This is a genomic window from Arthrobacter sp. NPDC055585 (assembly GCF_053619115.1).
In genome coordinates this window covers 355,024-371,209 of sequence record NZ_JBSHIT010000003.1, presented here as the reverse complement: position 1 = coordinate 371,209, position 16,186 = coordinate 355,024, and the positions used below count along the sequence as shown (strand labels likewise).

General features: G+C 66.0%; 13 protein-coding genes. 5 read left to right on the top strand and 8 right to left on the bottom strand.

What is annotated here, in order from left to right; translation table 11 throughout:
• The first annotated feature begins 62 nt into the window (after positions 1 to 62).
• On the top strand, positions 63 to 1,502 hold the full coding sequence (locus ACWGQ2_RS07950) for an SDR family NAD(P)-dependent oxidoreductase (RefSeq protein WP_452016008.1): 1,440 nt from the start codon (positions 63 to 65) through the stop codon (positions 1,500 to 1,502).
• On the opposite strand, the gene ACWGQ2_RS07945 is transcribed toward ACWGQ2_RS07950, so the two are convergent.
• Positions 1,474 to 4,269 carry a cation-translocating P-type ATPase gene (locus tag ACWGQ2_RS07945; RefSeq protein ID WP_452016006.1) on the bottom strand — a complete coding sequence of 932 codons (2,796 nt, stop codon included), beginning with the start codon at positions 4,267 to 4,269 and terminating at the stop codon, positions 1,474 to 1,476. The two genes, ACWGQ2_RS07950 and ACWGQ2_RS07945, sit on opposite strands and share 29 nt — an antisense overlap.
• Positions 4,270 to 4,388: 119 nt before the next feature.
• On the opposite strand from ACWGQ2_RS07945, the gene ACWGQ2_RS07940 reads away from it, so the two are divergent.
• From ACWGQ2_RS07940 to pepN, 3 genes are all read left to right on the top strand, one after another.
• Positions 4,389 to 5,402, top strand: coding sequence for a YeiH family protein (locus ACWGQ2_RS07940; protein ID WP_452016004.1), 1,014 nt, complete (start codon positions 4,389 to 4,391; stop codon positions 5,400 to 5,402).
• A gap of 108 nt (positions 5,403 to 5,510) precedes the next feature.
• Positions 5,511 to 7,187 carry a hypothetical protein gene (locus ACWGQ2_RS07935; protein WP_452016002.1) on the top strand — a complete coding sequence of 559 codons (1,677 nt, stop codon included), beginning with the start codon at positions 5,511 to 5,513 and terminating at the stop codon, positions 7,185 to 7,187.
• A gap of 4 nt (positions 7,188 to 7,191) precedes the next feature.
• Positions 7,192 to 9,804: an aminopeptidase N gene (pepN, locus tag ACWGQ2_RS07930; protein WP_452016000.1), complete on the top strand. Its 2,613-nt coding sequence runs from the start codon at positions 7,192 to 7,194 to the stop codon at positions 9,802 to 9,804.
• Here pepN and ACWGQ2_RS07925 read toward each other — a convergent pair.
• The 7 genes from ACWGQ2_RS07925 to ACWGQ2_RS07895 all read right to left on the bottom strand — a co-directional run bounded on the left by ACWGQ2_RS07925 (position 9,801) and on the right by ACWGQ2_RS07895 (position 15,143).
• Positions 9,801 to 10,133: a cupin domain-containing protein gene (locus ACWGQ2_RS07925; protein WP_452015998.1), complete on the bottom strand. Its 333-nt coding sequence runs from the start codon at positions 10,131 to 10,133 to the stop codon at positions 9,801 to 9,803. The genes pepN and ACWGQ2_RS07925 overlap by 4 nt on opposite strands.
• Before the next feature lie 43 nt (positions 10,134 to 10,176).
• Positions 10,177 to 11,250 (bottom strand): lipoyl protein ligase domain-containing protein, encoded by a 1,074-nt coding sequence (locus ACWGQ2_RS07920; RefSeq protein ID WP_452015996.1) that lies wholly within the window; start codon positions 11,248 to 11,250, stop codon positions 10,177 to 10,179.
• A 130-nt stretch (positions 11,251 to 11,380) separates the two neighbouring features.
• Positions 11,381 to 11,638 carry a type B 50S ribosomal protein L31 gene (locus ACWGQ2_RS07915; protein WP_055241121.1) on the bottom strand — a complete coding sequence of 86 codons (258 nt, stop codon included), beginning with the start codon at positions 11,636 to 11,638 and terminating at the stop codon, positions 11,381 to 11,383.
• A gap of 150 nt (positions 11,639 to 11,788) precedes the next feature.
• Entirely contained in the window at positions 11,789 to 12,544 is a 756-nt protein-coding gene (locus ACWGQ2_RS07910) for a hypothetical protein (RefSeq protein WP_452015994.1), read from the bottom strand.
• Positions 12,545 to 12,733: 189 nt separating this feature from the next.
• Positions 12,734 to 13,540 carry a TrmH family RNA methyltransferase gene (locus ACWGQ2_RS07905; protein WP_452015992.1) on the bottom strand — a complete coding sequence of 269 codons (807 nt, stop codon included), beginning with the start codon at positions 13,538 to 13,540 and terminating at the stop codon, positions 12,734 to 12,736.
• Positions 13,541 to 14,338: a sulfite exporter TauE/SafE family protein gene (locus ACWGQ2_RS07900; protein WP_452015990.1), complete on the bottom strand. Its 798-nt coding sequence runs from the start codon at positions 14,336 to 14,338 to the stop codon at positions 13,541 to 13,543.
• Positions 14,339 to 14,354: 16 nt separating this feature from the next.
• The gene (locus ACWGQ2_RS07895; RefSeq protein ID WP_452015988.1) at positions 14,355 to 15,143 is read right to left on the bottom strand and encodes an ABC transporter ATP-binding protein; all 789 of its coding nucleotides are present in this window, start codon (positions 15,141 to 15,143) and stop codon (positions 14,355 to 14,357) included.
• Positions 15,144 to 15,256: 113 nt separating this feature from the next.
• Between ACWGQ2_RS07895 and serB the strand changes: the two genes are divergently transcribed.
• Positions 15,257 to 16,171 carry a phosphoserine phosphatase SerB gene (gene serB, locus ACWGQ2_RS07890; protein WP_452015986.1) on the top strand — a complete coding sequence of 305 codons (915 nt, stop codon included), beginning with the start codon at positions 15,257 to 15,259 and terminating at the stop codon, positions 16,169 to 16,171.
• The last annotated feature ends 15 nt before the right edge of the window (positions 16,172 to 16,186 follow it).

Below are 16,186 nucleotides of genomic sequence, written 5' to 3'. Positions count from 1 at the left end.
GGTGCACCAGTTTGCCCTCCGCCGTGAACACTCCCGGCGGACCCACCGCAGAAACGTGATTGATGAGCAGCACAGACCTCAGCCCCGAAGATCTCAGCACCTGCCTTCGGGTCCTCTCCACCATCCATGCCCTGGATGAGGACCATCCGGACCATGTGGCCGTCCGCCGGGCCACGGCAAAAATGTTCAAGGCAGTCAAGAAGCACCGCAAGGTGGCCAAGCGCGACGCCGTGGCCGAAGCGGACCGAGCCGTTGTGGCCCGCACTGCCACCGGCGCCCCGGACCGGATCGATGATGAGACCAGGGGCGCGCAGCTGCGCAGCTCAGCCCACGGTCCTTCCGCCGGCACCCTGCTCAAGCCGAGGAACTGCTACATCTGCAAGCAGCCGTACACGCTCGTGGATGCCTTCTACCATCAGCTCTGCCCGGAATGCGCCGCGTTCAGCCATGCAAAGCGCGATGCCAGGACGGATCTCACCGGCCGGCGTGCCCTGCTCACCGGCGGCCGCGCCAAGATCGGTATGTACATTGCGCTGCGGCTATTGCGCGACGGCGCGCATACCACCATCACCACCCGCTTCCCCAAGGACGCGGCACGCCGTTTCGCTGCCATGGAAGACTCCGCGGACTGGCTGCACCGGCTCAAGATTGTGGGCATCGACCTGCGCGATCCGGCCCAGGTGATCTCCCTGGCCGACGCCGTCGCCACTGACGGTCCGCTGGACATCCTCATCAACAACGCCGCCCAGACCGTGCGCCGCAGCTCGAATGCCTACCAGCCGCTGATGGACGCCGAGCTCGAAGAGCTGCCGTCGAATAAGCTCATGCCTGAACTGGTGACTTTCGGCAACACTTACAACGCCCATCCCACTGCGCTGGCAGGATCGGTCGCTGAGCACCCGGTCCTGGCGGGCGACGCCGTCACGTCCCTGGCGCTGACGGCGGGATCATCGTCTCTGGCCAAGCTGGGCGACGGCACGGCAATCGACGCCGGCGGGCTGGTGCCGGACACTGCACCCATCAACTCCTGGACCCAGGTAGTGGACCAGGTGGAGCCGCTGGAAATGCTTGAAGTGCAGCTGTGCAACGTCACGGCGCCCTTCCTGCTGGTTAACCGGCTCCGCCCGGCTATGGCCGTCTCCCCGGCCCGGCGCAAGTACATCGTGAACGTCTCCGCCATGGAGGGTCAGTTCGCCCGCCGCTACAAGGGCCCGGGGCATCCGCACACCAATATGGCCAAGGCCTCGCTGAACATGCTCACCCGCACCAGCGCTGGCGAAATGCTGGAAACCGACGGCATCCTGATGACGGCGGTGGACACCGGCTGGATCACCGACGAACGCCCGCACCCCACCAAGGTCCGTCTGGCTGAAGAAGGCTTCCACGCTCCCCTGGACCTGGTGGACGGTGCCGCCCGGGTCTACGACCCGATCGTGATGGGTGAAGCCGGCGAGGATCTGCACGGGGTATTCCTCAAGGATTACCGGCCTTCTCCCTGGTAGCGGCCCGGCGGCGTAGCGCTCCGACAGCCTTGCTCAGCTCGGAGACAACGATGATGGTTGCCGCCACGCCGATGCAGAGCATCCACTGGTCGGAACTGAGCGGAACCGTGTCGAAGAGTTCCTCGAAGAAACCGAGCTGGACCACCAGCACCTGCAGCAGCACCACAGCGCCCAGCGAGAACCAGATGGCCCGGTTGGTGAACGTCTGCAGCGAGAACACTGACGATGTCTCGCTGCGGACGTTGAGCAGGTTAAAGACCTGGTAAAACACGAACGTCGTGAAAGCCATGGTGGTGGCGAAGTTGCCGCTCGCCGCTGCTGACTCCGGGAAGAGCGACGGCGCCTGCAGCAGCACCCAGCAGGTACCCGCCGCCATCACCACCCCGGCCACGAACAGGGCAGCCAGCCGCTGTCCGGTGAGCAGCGGCTCCCGGCGTTTCCGCGGCGGCTGCTGCATCACCCGCGGGTCGGTTGGATCAACGCCCAGGGCCAGGGCCGGCGGACCGTCCATGATGATGTTCACCCAGAGGATCTGGATCGCCGTGAACGGGGCCCCGCCGGCAAACCCGAAAGTGGCAGCCGCAAGAAAGATCAGCACAAATCCCCAAGCCGTGGTGAGCTGGAACCGGACGAACTTCAGGATGTTCGCGTAAATGCCGCGGCCCTCCCGGACGGCGGCCACAATGGTGGCGAAGTTGTCATCGGTCAGGATCATCCGCGCGGCGCCCTTGGACACATCCGTTCCGGTAATGCCCATGGCGATTCCGATGTCCGCCCGCTTCAGCGCCGGAGCATCGTTGACGCCGTCGCCCGTCATGGCCACGACGGAGCCGTCAGCCTGCAGCGCCTCGACCACCCGCAGCTTGTGTTCCGGAGAGACGCGGGCCAGCACGCCTACCTTCGGCGCCAGTTCCTGCAGCTCGGCGTCACTGAGCTTGTCCAGCGCGGAACCGGCCGCCGCCTCGCCCGGAATGCCCAGGTCCTTAGCGATGGCGGAGGCAGTGACAAGGTGGTCGCCGGTGATCATGTGCACCCGGATTCCGGCAGTACGGGCAACCTCGATCGCCTCGCGTGCTTCCTTCCGCGGCGGGTCCATGATGCCTACGACGGCGTACAGCACCAGCCCGGAGACAGCCCGGCGCAGCTGCTCCGGTTCCGTGGGCGGCAGAGCATCAAAGGGCCGCCCGGCCACCGCGAGGGTGCGCAGGCCTGCGTCAGCGATGGATTCAACCTCTGCCAGCAGCAGCTTGCGGTGTTCCGGTGTCAGCGGCTCCAGGCCTTTCTCCCCGGCTATCTGGCCGCAGAGGTCCAGGACGATGCCCGGGGCGCCCTTCACATTGCACCAAAGAGAGTCCGGCACGCGCTCGTTCGTATTGAACGTCGCCATGTACTTGTATTCGGAGTCGAAGGGGACTTCGGCAATCCGGGGATGCTCCGCCCGCGCCTCAACCGCGTCTATTCCGGCCTTCTCGGCCAGCACCACCAGCGCGCCTTCGGTCGGATCGCCGCTGAGCACGCCGTCGGCCACCGATGCGTCATTGCACAGGACCATGGCCAGGTAGGCCTCAGTGAGGGCGGGGACTTCCCCGCCGTCCGGACTCAGGATCTTTCCCTCTACCCCGTAGCCGGTGCCGGTGACACGGAACCTGCGGCCGGAGGCGGAGAGAATCCGGCGGGCGGTCATTTCGTTCAGTGTCAGCGTGCCGGTCTTGTCCGTGCAGATCTGGGAGGTTCCCCCGAGGGTCTCCACTGCGGAGAGCTGCTTGATGATGGCTCCGCGTGCTGCCAGCCGCGAGGCGCCCATGGCAAGGGTGAAGGCGACGACGGCGGTCAGGCCTTCCGGGATGGTGGCCACTGCGAGGGACACGGAGGTCAGCAGCAGGGTGTTCAGGTCCTCCCCGCGCAGCAGCCCGAGGACAAAAACCAGTGCCACGACACCCAGGGCGATCCAGGTCAGCAGGGCGGCGAGCTGGTCGATGCTGCGCTGGAGGGTGGTCTTCTCGTCCTGGGTGCTGCCGAGCAGGTGGGCGATCCGGCCCATCTGGGTGTCCATGCCTGTGCCCGTAATCACCATTACCGCGCGGCCGCGGCTGATATCCGTGCCCATGTAGAGCATCCCGTGCCGGTCCGCGACCGGCGCATCGGCGGCCTGCAGCGAGGCGGCATCCTTGTTGACAGGCTGCGACTCCCCCGTCAGCGCTGCCTCTGCGGCCTGCAGCCGGACGGCTTCGAGCAGCCTGCCGTCCGCCGGCACCGAGTCTCCCGCTTCCAGCAGCACAATGTCACCCGGCACCAGCTCTGTGCGTGGAACCGTGGAGACACTGCCGCCGCGGCGGACCCGTGTGGTTCCCACGTCCGTCCGCCGGAGCGCCTCCAGGCTGTTCTCCGCCCGCCGCTCCTGGACATAGTTCAGGCAGGTGTTCAGGATGACCACGGCAAGGATGACGATCGGCGTTTCAAGCTCGCGGGAGACGACGGCGCTCAGGACCGCTGCCGCGAGGAGGACGAGGATCAGCCGGTCCGAGAGCAGGGCCAGGATCTTCCGCCACCCCGGAACGGGCGGCCGGCCGGCCAGCTGATTAGCTCCGTAATGCTCAAGCCGCTGCGCTGCCTGTGCGGCGCTGAGGCCGGACGCCGGATCCGTCTCCAGTGCTTGTGCCACTTCAGGACCTGAACGGGTCCATGGGTCTGTCACCGGCAAAACCGACGGGGAACGTGAGGAGCCGGCCGCCGGTGTTCCGGGCCCGGAGTTGCTGCCATGCTGCATGGGATGCCCCTGTGCTCGGCTCGCGAACTGATCCGGATCAGTCTACCAATGGGGTGCCTGAGCGGTAACGGCGAAGGGCGGAGTTGGCGCCCGGGAGGCTTCTCAGCCAAGGTGGGAGGATGCCAGCGCCCAACGCACTCCGAGCCAACGCTCCCGGCCTCGCCGCGGCGGCCGCCGCCGTCGTCCTCTGCCTGCTGCTGCACCGGGTGTTCCCGGCTGTGCCCGTGCTGACTGCGGCGGTAATCCTGGGACTCGCCGTCGGGAACGTGCCGGGAACGGCCGCCCTGGCAGCCGGCCCCCTGCGTCCGGGCCTGGCACTCTCCGCCAAAAGGTTCCTGCGGCTGGGCATTGTCCTGCTCGGGCTGAAGGTCTCCCTGGTGGACATCGCCGGGCTGGGCTGGCTCACCGTCGTACTGATTATTGTGCTGGTTGGTCTTTCCTTCGGGGCCACCTACCTTATCTGCCGTGCCTTCCGGCTTCCCGGGGAGGAACCGGTCCTGGTGGCCGCCGGGTTTTCAATCTGCGGGGTATCAGCGGTTGGTGCAGTTGCTGCGGCCCGGGGTATCCGCTCGGAGCAGACCGCCGTGCCGGCGGCCATGGTGACACTCTGCGGAACCCTTGCCATCGCTGTGCTTCCCCTGCTGAGCGTGCTGCTGGGCCTCTCGCCTGAACGCTTCGGGTTCCTGTCCGGCGCTTCAGTCCACGACGTTGGACAGGTAGTGGCCACTGCCCAGACCGGCGGCGCAGCCGCCTTGGCGCTTGCCGTTGTGGTGAAGCTGGTGCGGGTGCTCATGCTTGCCCCCGTCAGTGCGCTGGCAGGGCTGCAGCACCGACGCCGGGCCGGAAGCAGCACTCCCGGCAAGTTCCCTCCCCTGGTCCCTCTGTTCGTAGCCGGTTTTGTGGCCGCTGTTGCCCTGCGCACCACCGGGCTCCTGCCCGGCAGCCTGCTGGAGGCTGCAGCGCTGCTGCAGGAGCTGCTCTTCGCCGCGGCGCTGTTCGGCCTGGGAGCCTCGGTGAACCTGCGCAGCCTTGCCCGGACCGGCGGACGCGCAGCCGCTGCCTCCCTGGTGTCCTGGGCCGTCATCGTGGCCGCAGGGCTGGCGCTGGCCGTACTTCTGGTTCCAGCTTCCTGACCCGGAGCATCTGAGCCGTCTGCGGCGGGAAGCCGTTGCTGCGCGGAGCGGGCGCGCCTAGTCTCAAATCACCCGGCACCCACCACCTGCGGACCACAAGGGGGCGTTATGGCTCACCCTGCCCTTTCACGCGGTGCGCAGAGAGTCCGCGGGGCCGCAGGGACGGGGGAGCAAGCCGCCGGACTGCTCCCCCGGGCAGCGGGACTGGTGTGGTGCGCGCTGGTGCTCTGGCTCCTGGTGTCGAACCTGTTTGTTCCTTCCTACGGAGTTTCGCGCTATGAGACCTGGGCCGCGGTGCTGGCAGGAGCAGCGGTCCTTGGACTCACGCTGGCGGTGCCCTGGCTGCTGGGCCTGCTGGACATAGTGCTGAAGTTCCGCTGGGCCCGTGCCGCGGGGTCTGTACTGGGCTGGGCAGCGGTGTTTGCCGTGCTGGCGAGGCTGGCCGACGCTGTCCGGCTGCCCCCGGACTGGGACGCCGCTGCCGTCTACTACTCCGCCGGCGAGCTGGCCGAGTCAGACGTTCCCGACGATTCGACCCGGAGTTACTTCCAGATCAACCCCAACAACCTGCTGCTGATGCTGCTGCTCAGCAGATACCTCGCCGCGGCCGAAGACCTGGGCTCCGGGGATCTCCGGCAGTCCACGGCCTATCTGAACGCCGCGGTGCTCTTTCTCGGCATGCTGCTCACCTACGCCGCTGCCGCCCTGCTCGGCGGGCGCCGCGCCGCCCGGCTCACCCTCGTCCCGTCCTTCGTGCTCATAGTGTTCTCGCCCTGGCTGCCGGTCTTCTATTCGGATACGGCGGGCCTGCTGTTTACGGTTTTGATTCTCTGTTTGGTCCTCCTGGCTGCGAGGTGCCGGCTGCCGGGGCGTGTGCTGCTCTGGGCAGCCGCAGGTGCCGTGTCCGCGGTTGGTTACGGGATCAAACCCACCGTGCTGATCGTGCTGACCGCAGCATCCCTGGTGGCACTGTTTTCCCTGCGCCGGGAGACATGGCGCAGGGACCTGACGGCGGCGCTCCTGTCCGTTGCCGCAGCCGGAGGTGCTTTCGCGGGCACGCACGCTGCGGTGGACTCCTGGACCCGGTCCTTCGGAGTGCTGGCTGATGATGGTTCCGCAAACGATTACGCCCTGCCGCCGACGCATTTCCTCAAGGTAGGGGCGCAGCAGTACCCGGGACCCCACGGTGACTACTACGGGGCCTACAACGAACAAGACAGGAGCAGCACCCTGGCGGTCAGCGGCGGGACGGAACGCTTTGACGCAGCGCTCCAGGCTTACCTCGACCGGGTCAAGGACATGGGGCCGGCGGGGTACGCCGGTTTCCTGAACGCCAAACTCCGCTGGATCACCGGCGACGGATCATTCTTCAGCTGGGGGGAAGGGAACATGGGGCCGGACAGTTTTATAGCCGGTGATCCCCTCAGCCGGACCATCCAGGACTTCTTCGGGCCGGGACGCCCCGGCTTCAGCCTCCTGCTCAGCGTGTGGCAGGGAACCTGGTTCCTTTTGCTGGCGCTCTGCGGCGCGGGTCTGTTCCTGCGTGGCCCGCCGCTGGACGGGCGGGGCACTGCCACGGTACGACTGGCTCTGGCCGGCCTGTTCGTTTTCCTGATGTTCTCCGAGGGGCGCGCCCGGTTCCTGTACCTCTATGTGCCGTTCTTCCTGGTGCTTGGGAGCCTGACACTGCAGCGGCTGGGCCGCAAACCCCGGCTGGGCGCAGCCGGAAAGCAACGCCGCCGGAACCTGCCGCCTCCCTCATCACCGGTCGAAGTGGTTGAATGAAAAGGTGCCTAACCAAAACCTGAGCCGCGAAGAAGCAGCCGTCCGTTCCGCCCTGCTGCGTGTTGATTCCTACGACGTCGAACTGGACCTTGGAGCCGCCGCCGACCCGGCCGCGGCGGGATTCCGGTCCCGGAGCACGATTGTTTTTGACTGTGACGAGGCAGGTGCCACCACGTTCCTTGACTTCATTCACGGCGGTGTCGACGCCGTAGTGGTCAACGGCAGGGCCTACGACCCGGGGGAGACCGTGACCGGCTCCCGGGTGATGCTGCACAATCTCATCGCCGGGCGAAACATCGTAAGCGTTGAGGGAACTGCACTCTACAGCCGCAGTGGAGAGGGACTGCACCGTTTCACGGATCCCGCGGACGGAGCAACCTACCTCTACACGCAGTACGAGCCCGCAGACGCCCGGCGTGTCTTCGCCAATTTCGAACAGCCGGACCTGAAGGCCGCCTTCACGTTCCACATCACTGCGCCCTCGGACTGGGAAGTCGCCTCAAACGGCATCGAAGCTGCGCGGACGCCACTGGGAGACGGCACACTCAGCCGGTGCGATTTCTCCCCCACCAAGCGCATCTCCACCTACATCACCTGTGTACTGGCCGGACCGTACTTCAAGGCCGAAGATACCTGGAGCACTGCCCTGCCGAACGGCGACGAGCTGGTTGTGCCGCTGGGCGCCTACTGCCGGGCCTCACTTGCTGAGCACTTCGACGCAGACAACATTTTCGACACCACCAAGCGGGGGCTTGAGTACTTCCACCAGCTCTTCGCCTACCCGTACCCCTTCGGCAAGTACGACCAGGCGTTTGTGCCCGAGTACAACCTGGGTGCGATGGAGAACCCCGGGCTGGTGACGTTCACCGAGGCCTATGTGTTCCGGACCAAGGCCACGGAAGCCCAGTACGAGGCCAGGGCAAACACCATCATGCACGAGATGGCCCATATGTGGTTCGGCGACCTTGTAACCATGCGCTGGTGGGACGACCTCTGGCTCAAGGAATCCTTCGCGGATTACATGGGGGCCCTGGCCGTGGACGAAGCCACAGACTGGACGAACTCCTGGGTCAGCTTCGCGAACCGCCGCAAGGCCTGGGCCTACGTCCAGGACCAGCTGCCCACCACACACCCCATCGTGGCGGATATTCCGAACCTGGAAGCCGCCAAGCAGAACTTTGACGGGATTACCTACGCCAAGGGCGCCTCGGTGCTGAAACAGCTGGTGGCGTACGTCGGGTTCGAGGCCTTCATCGACGCCTCCCGCACCTACTTCGCCCGCCATGCCTGGGGCAATACCACTTTGGCGGACCTGCTCGAGGTACTCGGCTCGGCCTCCGGCCGCGACATGAGCGAGTGGTCGCGGCTGTGGCTGCAGACGGCGGGCGTTCCCGTGCTTTCCGTGGAAGCCGAAACCGCTCCGGACGGCACCTACGCAAATGTCACGGTCCTTCAGGATGCACCGGATCCGGTCAGCGGTGAGCAGATGCCCAGGCCGCACCGCGTCCGCCTCGGGTCCTATGACTTCACTGAAGACGGCTGGCTGGAACGCACGGGCTTCGTGGAGATCGACGTCGCCGGCCGCCGCACCCCGGTGCCGGAGCTCACCGGAAAGCCGGTCCCTGCCTTGCTCCTGCCCAACGACGGCGACCTCACGTACGCCAAGATCCGGTTTGATCCGGCGTCACTGGCCACGCTGCTTGAATCCCTGCCCCGGCTGCGGGACCCGCTTGCCCGTGCCATCAGCCTCTCCGCCCTCTGGAACAGCGTGCGGGACGGTGTCCTGTCTGCCCGCGACTACCTTCGTCTGGTAATTCGGACGGCCCCGTCCGAACCCGGGGCGGGTGTGAAGCAGGTGCTGCTGGACAACGCGCGCACCGCCGTCGAACGCTACGCTCCGGCCGAAATCCGTTCCGCTCTGCGTGAGCAGCTCTTTACTGCCGTCGCAGACCAGCTGGCCGACGCACCAGCAGGAAGCGACAGCCAGCTGATCCTTGCCAGGACCGCGGCCGCCGTTGGCCGGTACACCACCAGCCACAATGAGCTGCTGCGCGGCCTGCTCTCCGGTGACGTCACGTACCCGGGGCTGACCGTGGACACCGATCTGCGGTGGAGGCTGTGGCAGGCGCTGGCCGGAACCGGCTCTGCCGGAACGGAAGAACTCAAGGCTGAACTGGCGGCTGACAACACTGCCGCCGGGCGGGTTGGCTACACCGTGGCTGCCGCCGCCGTTCCCGATCCCGGTGTCAAGGCCGCTGCCTGGCAAGCCGCGGTGCACACCTCAGAGCTCTCCAACGAGCTCCTGTCCGCCACCATTGAGGGCTTTAGGATCGGCGGGCACGAACTCCTGGACGCCTTCATCCCGGACTACTTCGCAGCCCTTGAGACGGTGTGGTCCAGCCGGAGCATCGAACTCGCCTCACGGGTAGTTGCGGGCCTCTATCCGTCCGCACAGGATCTGCCGCAGCACACCGTGCCGGCAGACCATCCGGTACTCGCGCTGAGCCAGGAATGGCTGGAAGCCAACCCGGACGCGCCGGCGGCGCTGCGCCGGATCATCATTGAGTCCCAGGACCAGCTGCTGCGGGCGCTGCGGGCCCAGGCGGCCGCGCGCTAGCGCCGCTTGGCGACGCTGAGCAGAAAAGCGGAGTCCTCGACGGCGTTGACCGCGTGGCGGGCCTGCGGAACGATCAGCAGGTCCCCCGCGGAGCCCTCCCAGCTCTCGCCCTCGGAGAGCAGGGTGATGCGCCCCTTCAGGACGGTAATGGTGGCCTCGCCGGGGTTTTCGTGTTCGTCCAGGCTGAAGCCGGCCGTCAGGGCAATGAGTGTCTGGCGCATCACATGCTCATGCCCGCCGTACACCGTGGCTGCACTCCTGCCGGAGGAAGCCTGCCTGGCCGTTTCCAGATGGTTCCTTACCAGCGCCGTCAGCGACTTCTTTTCCATGCCGGGAAGTCTAGATGCCGGGCGCCCGGTTAGGTAGCAGGGGCTACGGGACCCGGTTGATCCATTCCGGAGTGTCGAACTTGGCCGCGACCTTATCCCTGGCACGTTCCATCTCTGCCTCGGAAATGCCGGTGGTCTTCGCGCCGTAGCGTTGGGCAAAGGTCTGGATCATGGTGTCCAGGATTTCCTCCCGGCTCAGCCCGGTCTGCCGGCGCAGCGGATCAACCCGCTTCTTGGCGCTTCGGGTGCCCTTATCGGAGAGTTTTTCTTTGCCAATGCGCAGCACCTGGACCATCTTGTCCGCGTCAATGTCATAGGACATGGTCACGTGGTGGAGCATGGCGCCGGAACTCAGGCGCTTCTGTGCCGCACCGCCGATCTTGCCCTGGTCCGTGGCGATGTCATTGAGCGGCTGGTACCACGCCTTGATGCCCAGCCGTTCCAGTGACTCCATGACCCAGGCATCCAGGAACGGATATGAATCGGCGAAACTCAGGCCGTCCACCAGGGACTGCGGAACGTACAGCGAGTAGGTGATTGCGTTGCCGTGCTCCATGAACATTGCGCCGCCGCCGCTGATCCGCCGGACTACGGTGACGCCGTGGCGCTCGGCGCCCTCAGGGTCAACCTCGTTGCGCAGGGACTGGAAGCTGCCGATCACTACGGACGGGGATTCCCACTCCCAGAACCGCAGGGTCGGGTTGCGCCTGCCTGCTGCCACTTCCTCCGCCAGGACCTCATCCATCGCCACGTGCATGTGCGTGGAAAGGGGGGTGGGCGGGATGATCTCCCATTCGTGGTCGCCCCAGCTGGTGGCCTTGGCCAGCGCCCGCCGGACAGTGATGGCAACCGCCCCCGGCGAGAATCCGAACATGACGGCATCAGGGCGCAGCCGGGAGCGGACGGCGTCGGCAATCTCCTCAGCGGTGCTTTCTGCAGAAAGCCCGGTCAGAGCCGCGTTGATTTCCTCGAGGGCGTCGTCGGGCTCAAGGAAAAAATCACCGCTGAGAGACACTGAATCCAGGAGACCGTCCTTCACCTCGAGGTCCACCACGACCAGTTTGCCTCCGGGGACCTTGTACTCCCCGTGCCGGCTGCCGTCGTGTGCTTCGCTCATGCTGATCCTCCTGGAAGAACTTTTGTTGCCCGCAGCGCCTCCGCGCCGGGTATGGACGTAAACGAAAGGTCCGCCCGGATCATTCCGGACGGACCTTCCAATTCTAGGCTGCTGCCAAGTAGCGCTAAGGCTACTTCTTGCCGCCGAAGCCCTTGAAGCGGGCGTTGAAGCGCTCCACACGGCCGGCGGAGTCCATGATGCGCTGCTTGCCCGTGTAGAACGGGTGCGATGCGGAGGAGATTTCCACCTCGATCAGCGGGTAGGTGTTGCCGTCTTCCCACTCGATCGTCTTGGAGGACGTCGCCGTGGAGTTGGTCAGGAACGCGGTGTCGGACGCAAGGTCACGGAAGACTACCGGCGCGTAAGTGGGGTGGATGTCAGACTTCACAGTAATACCTTCTCTAGGTGACTGGATTTTGCCAGGCACATTGGGTTTCAAAGCTCTTGAGGCCGATTGGCCAACAATCAATCTTAGCCCAAGGTGGGCCGTTCTGCGCAAAACCGGCACAGCAGCCGCGTTTCGTCCAGTGATGCCAGCTTACCGCAGTGCCCCGCTGGCGCCCCAGCCGCTGATCTGCGCACGGATCGAGGTGCTGATACCGCGGTTTGTTCCGGCGTATTCGATCAGCAGCGGGCGGTAGAGGTCATCGAGCGTGAGAATAATCGAACCAGCGAAATCGCCGGGTTTCTCCGGCTCGATGACGGCAGTGAGCCGGGTTGCCGGAGAACCCTTGTAGTCCACGCCGTACTCGGCCCGGGCGGGACCGGCGGTCTGCACGAGTGCCCGGAGCCGGTCAGGGTTTGCCGTGAGCTCTGCAGCATCAGCCAGTACTGCGGCGTAGGTTTCCTCCGCACCTCCGGCGGAGTCCGCACTGACCTCCGAATCCGGGGTCCGCAAAGTCCTGCTGCCGTCGGAAATGGAAATCTCCAGTTCGCCGTCGGCACTTATGAGTTCCATGGCAAACTCCGGCGCCGTGCGGAACGCCATGGTGTATGTCCCGGGCGGCAGCCAGCTTGCCGTGGTGGTCACCGTCTGCTCCGCGCCGGTACCGGCCTCCATGGCCGCTGCGACGCAGTCCGCTGCACCGGAAAACTCTCCGCTGTCCTGGCGGAGCAGGAACTGGCAGGCATCCTGGACTGCTTCGGCCATCCCGGCCTGGGCTCCGCTGACGGTAACCTGCATGGGTTCAGGGACTGCAGTGGGCTCGGGCTCCGCTGTGCGTACCCTCGCCTGCTGCGGTACCGGGGGCGGGATGGTGGGGGTGGTAGCAGCGGCTTCGGTCCGGGCCGTCATCTGGTCTGCTGTTGGGCCACACGCGGCCCCGGCCGGAAGCATCGCTGCCGCAAGGCACAGCGCGGCAAATCGCCGATAACCGTGCTTGCGTGCTGGCATGGACTGCCCCCGGGATGAAGAGAGACGGTGGTGCTTCGTGCACGGCCAAGTGTGACACCAATACGTCCCGGATATAAGCGTGGGGAGGAGCTAAAAAACCCTGCACTCCCAAAAGGCCACCGCGGAAGCCGCAGCTACATTAAGCGAGTCGACGCCGCGCTGCATGGGAATGCGGACCGTCAGGTCTACTTCGGCGAGGGTGCTGCGTGAGAGTCCGTCACCTTCCGTGCCCAGGATGAGCGCCAGCCGGTCACAGTGCCGCTCCCCCAGCTCCTGCAGGGTAAGCGAATCGTCTTCCAGTGCCAGGGCGGCCGTGGTGAAGCCGGCGGCCCGCAGCTCGGTGAGCGCCCCGGGCCATGACTCCAGCCGCAGCCACGGCACCTGGAACACGGTGCCCATGCTGACCCGGATGGCGCGGCGGTAGAGAGGATCCGCGCACTGCGGACTGACGAGGACGGCGTCGACTCCCAGGGCTGCTGCGGAGCGGAAGATCGCGCCGATGTTCGTGTGGTCGACGATGTTTTCAAGGATGGCGATGCGCCGGGAGCCGGACAGTACCTCGGCCAGGTCCAGCGGAGCCGGGCGGTGCATCGCAGCCAGCGCCCCGCGGTGCAGGTGGAATCCGGTGATGGACTCGAGAATATCCGGTGTGCCTACGAAGGCCGGCACCTCGGGGAAACGGTCCAGAATGTCCTGCAGGTCAGGCAGCCATTTCTCAGCAAGAAAGAAGGACCGCGGTGTGTGCCCGGCGTCGATGGCGCGGCGCAGGACCTTCGAGGACTCAGCGATGTACATCCCTTCCGCGGGTTCGCGGAGGCGGCGCAGTGCGGTGTCGGTCAGCCGGGTGTAGTCGGAAACCCGGGGGTCGTCGGCAGATTCAAGGTGGATAAGGCTCACTTAGAAAACCATAATCCAGAGAGCCGTCAGCCCTAGCAGAACGATCACCGTGCGCAGGGCCACCGGGTGGAGCCTGCGGCCCACCGCTGCCCCCACAAAGCCGCCGATCAGCGAACCGACCGCGATCAGCGCCACAACAGGCCAGATGATCCGGTCGAAGGCGAAGAGCAGGTAGGACGACGCCGCTACTACGTTCACGCCCAGGACAAGGACGTTCTTGACCGCATTCGCGTTTTGCAGGGTGCCGTGGAGGAAGATGCCCAGGATGCCGACCAGCAGGATACCCTGCGCGGCGACGAAGTATCCGCCGTAGACGCCGGCAAGAAAGATCAGCACTGTCAGCTGCCAGGACGGGCGCGCGGGGCCTTCGACGTCCCCGGCCTGCTCATTCTTCGCTGCGCGTGCGCGCACCCAGGCCTGGAGTTTGGGCTGGAACACCACGAAGAGCAGGGCCACTACGATCAGGAACGGCGCCACCGTGCCGAAGACGTCTTCGGGCAGGTGCAGCAGCAGCCAGGCGCCGGTGATGCCGCCGAGGATTGAGGCCGGCAGCAGCCGCAGCAGAGTACCGCCGAGCCCGGCCAGTTCCCGCCGGTAGCCCCAGGAGCCGGCAATGTTGCCGGCGACCAGTCCCATGGCATTGCTGATGGTGGCCGCCACGGGTGCGTATCCCAGTGCCACGAGCACCGGGAAGGTCACCAGGGTGCCCGAGCCAACAATTGCGTTGATGGTTCCGGCCCACAGGCCGGCAAACAGGACCAGGGCGTCGTGAAGCCACCCTGCCGAAGACAGGAACATTCAGCTGGAGGTTCTGTTAGCGGCGGGCCGTGGCGGTGTAGCGGCCGCCGGCATCCCGCTGGACGGCCAGCGGCAGGTCAAAGGCGGTGCTCAGGTGCTCTTCGGTGAACACGGTGTCGATGGCACCGGCGGCAACAACGGCGCCGTCGCGCATCAGCAGTGCGTGGGTGAATCCCGGCGGAACTTCTTCAAGGTGGTGGGTCACCAGGACGATTGCGGGAGCTTCTTCGTCAGCCGCAAGGTTTGCCAGACGCTGGACGAGGTCTTCGCGGCCGGCCAGGTCCAGGCCGGCGGCAGGCTCATCCAGCAGCAGCAGTTCAGGGTCCGTCATCAGGGCGCGGGCAATCTGGACGCGCTTGCGTTCGCCTTCGCTCAGGGAAGAGAACCTGCGGTTGATGTAGGTGGACATCCCCCAGTCATGCAGCAGGCGGAAGGCGCGGCGCTCGTCGAGCTTGTCGTACTTCTCCCGCCAGCGTCCGGTCATGCCGTAGGCAGCAGTGAGGACTACGTTGAGGACGGTCTCGTGTTCCGGGATCTGGTTGGCCAGGGCAGCCGAGGCCAGCCCAATGCGCGGCCGCAGTTCAAAGACGTCGACGGCGCCCAGGACTTCTTCCAGGATTCCGGCCATGCCGCGGGTCGGGTGCATCCGGCCGCCGGCAATCTGCAGCAGCGTGGTCTTGCCAGCGCCGTTGGGTCCCATGATGACCCAGCGTTCGCCTTCCCTCACCTGCCAGTTCACGCCGTCCAACAGGGTTTTCCCGCCCCGGACGACACTTACTCCGGCAAATTCAAGAACATCACTCATAGCAGTAGACACTAGGCTAAAGAAAGGCGCGTTGGCGAAACGCGACGCCGCCGCACGTCCCACGGCCGTGTCCAGACCGGCCGCCCGCACCGCACGAAGATCGGAATCCACGCATGTCCCCTGAAACCTCTCCGGAATACAGCGTTGTCAGCTACGGACGCGAACTCGCTGACGCGTACCTCGGAAAGGTCCAGCAGGCCGTTGCCGGCACCGGGGCGCGGATCGTTGAGCTGGAGAACGCCGAAGGGGACGGCTATGTGGTTTCGAAACTGTTCGTAACGTACGACGGCGGCCTGGCGGCACTGCGGACTGCCGTCTCCGCCGCTGCCGCAGCGTCTCTGGACGGCGGGGCAGCTCCGGCCCAGAGCGCCGTCGTACCGGCGTCCCTGGTGGAACCGGGGCGGAAGCTGCTGGTCATGGATGTGGATTCGACCTTGATCAAGCAGGAGGTCATCGAACTGCTGGCTGCGCACGCCGGCCGCGAGGCAGAAGTCGCGGCCGTAACCGAGGCAGCAATGCGCGGCGAACTGGACTTTGCCCAGAGCCTGCATGCCCGGGTGGAAACACTTGCCGGCCTGCCGGAATCCGTGATCGCGGAGGTTGGCACACGGATCGAGCTCTCCGATGGTGCGGAAGCCCTGGTCAAGGCCTTTCTGACCGCCGGCCACGCGGTGGCCGTGGTGTCCGGCGGCTTCAACCAGGTGCTCGCTCCCCTGGCGTCCGCCCTGGAGCTCACCTACGCCCGCGCCAATGAGCTGGGCATCGAAAACGGAGTGCTCACCGGTGCGGTGACCGGCGAGGTGGTTGACCGTGCGGTCAAGGCCCGCTCACTGCGGGAATGGGCGACGGAACTGGATATCCGGCTGGATCAGACCATTGCGGTTGGCGACGGCGCCAATGACCTGGACATGCTGGCGGCGGCCGCGCTGGGCGTGGCGTTCAATGCCAAGCCGGCAGTGCAGGCCGCCGCTGATGCTGTGCTGAACCTGCCCAGCCTGGACGTGGTGCAGCACTTCGTGAAGCTCTAGTTGCCGGAGGTTCCA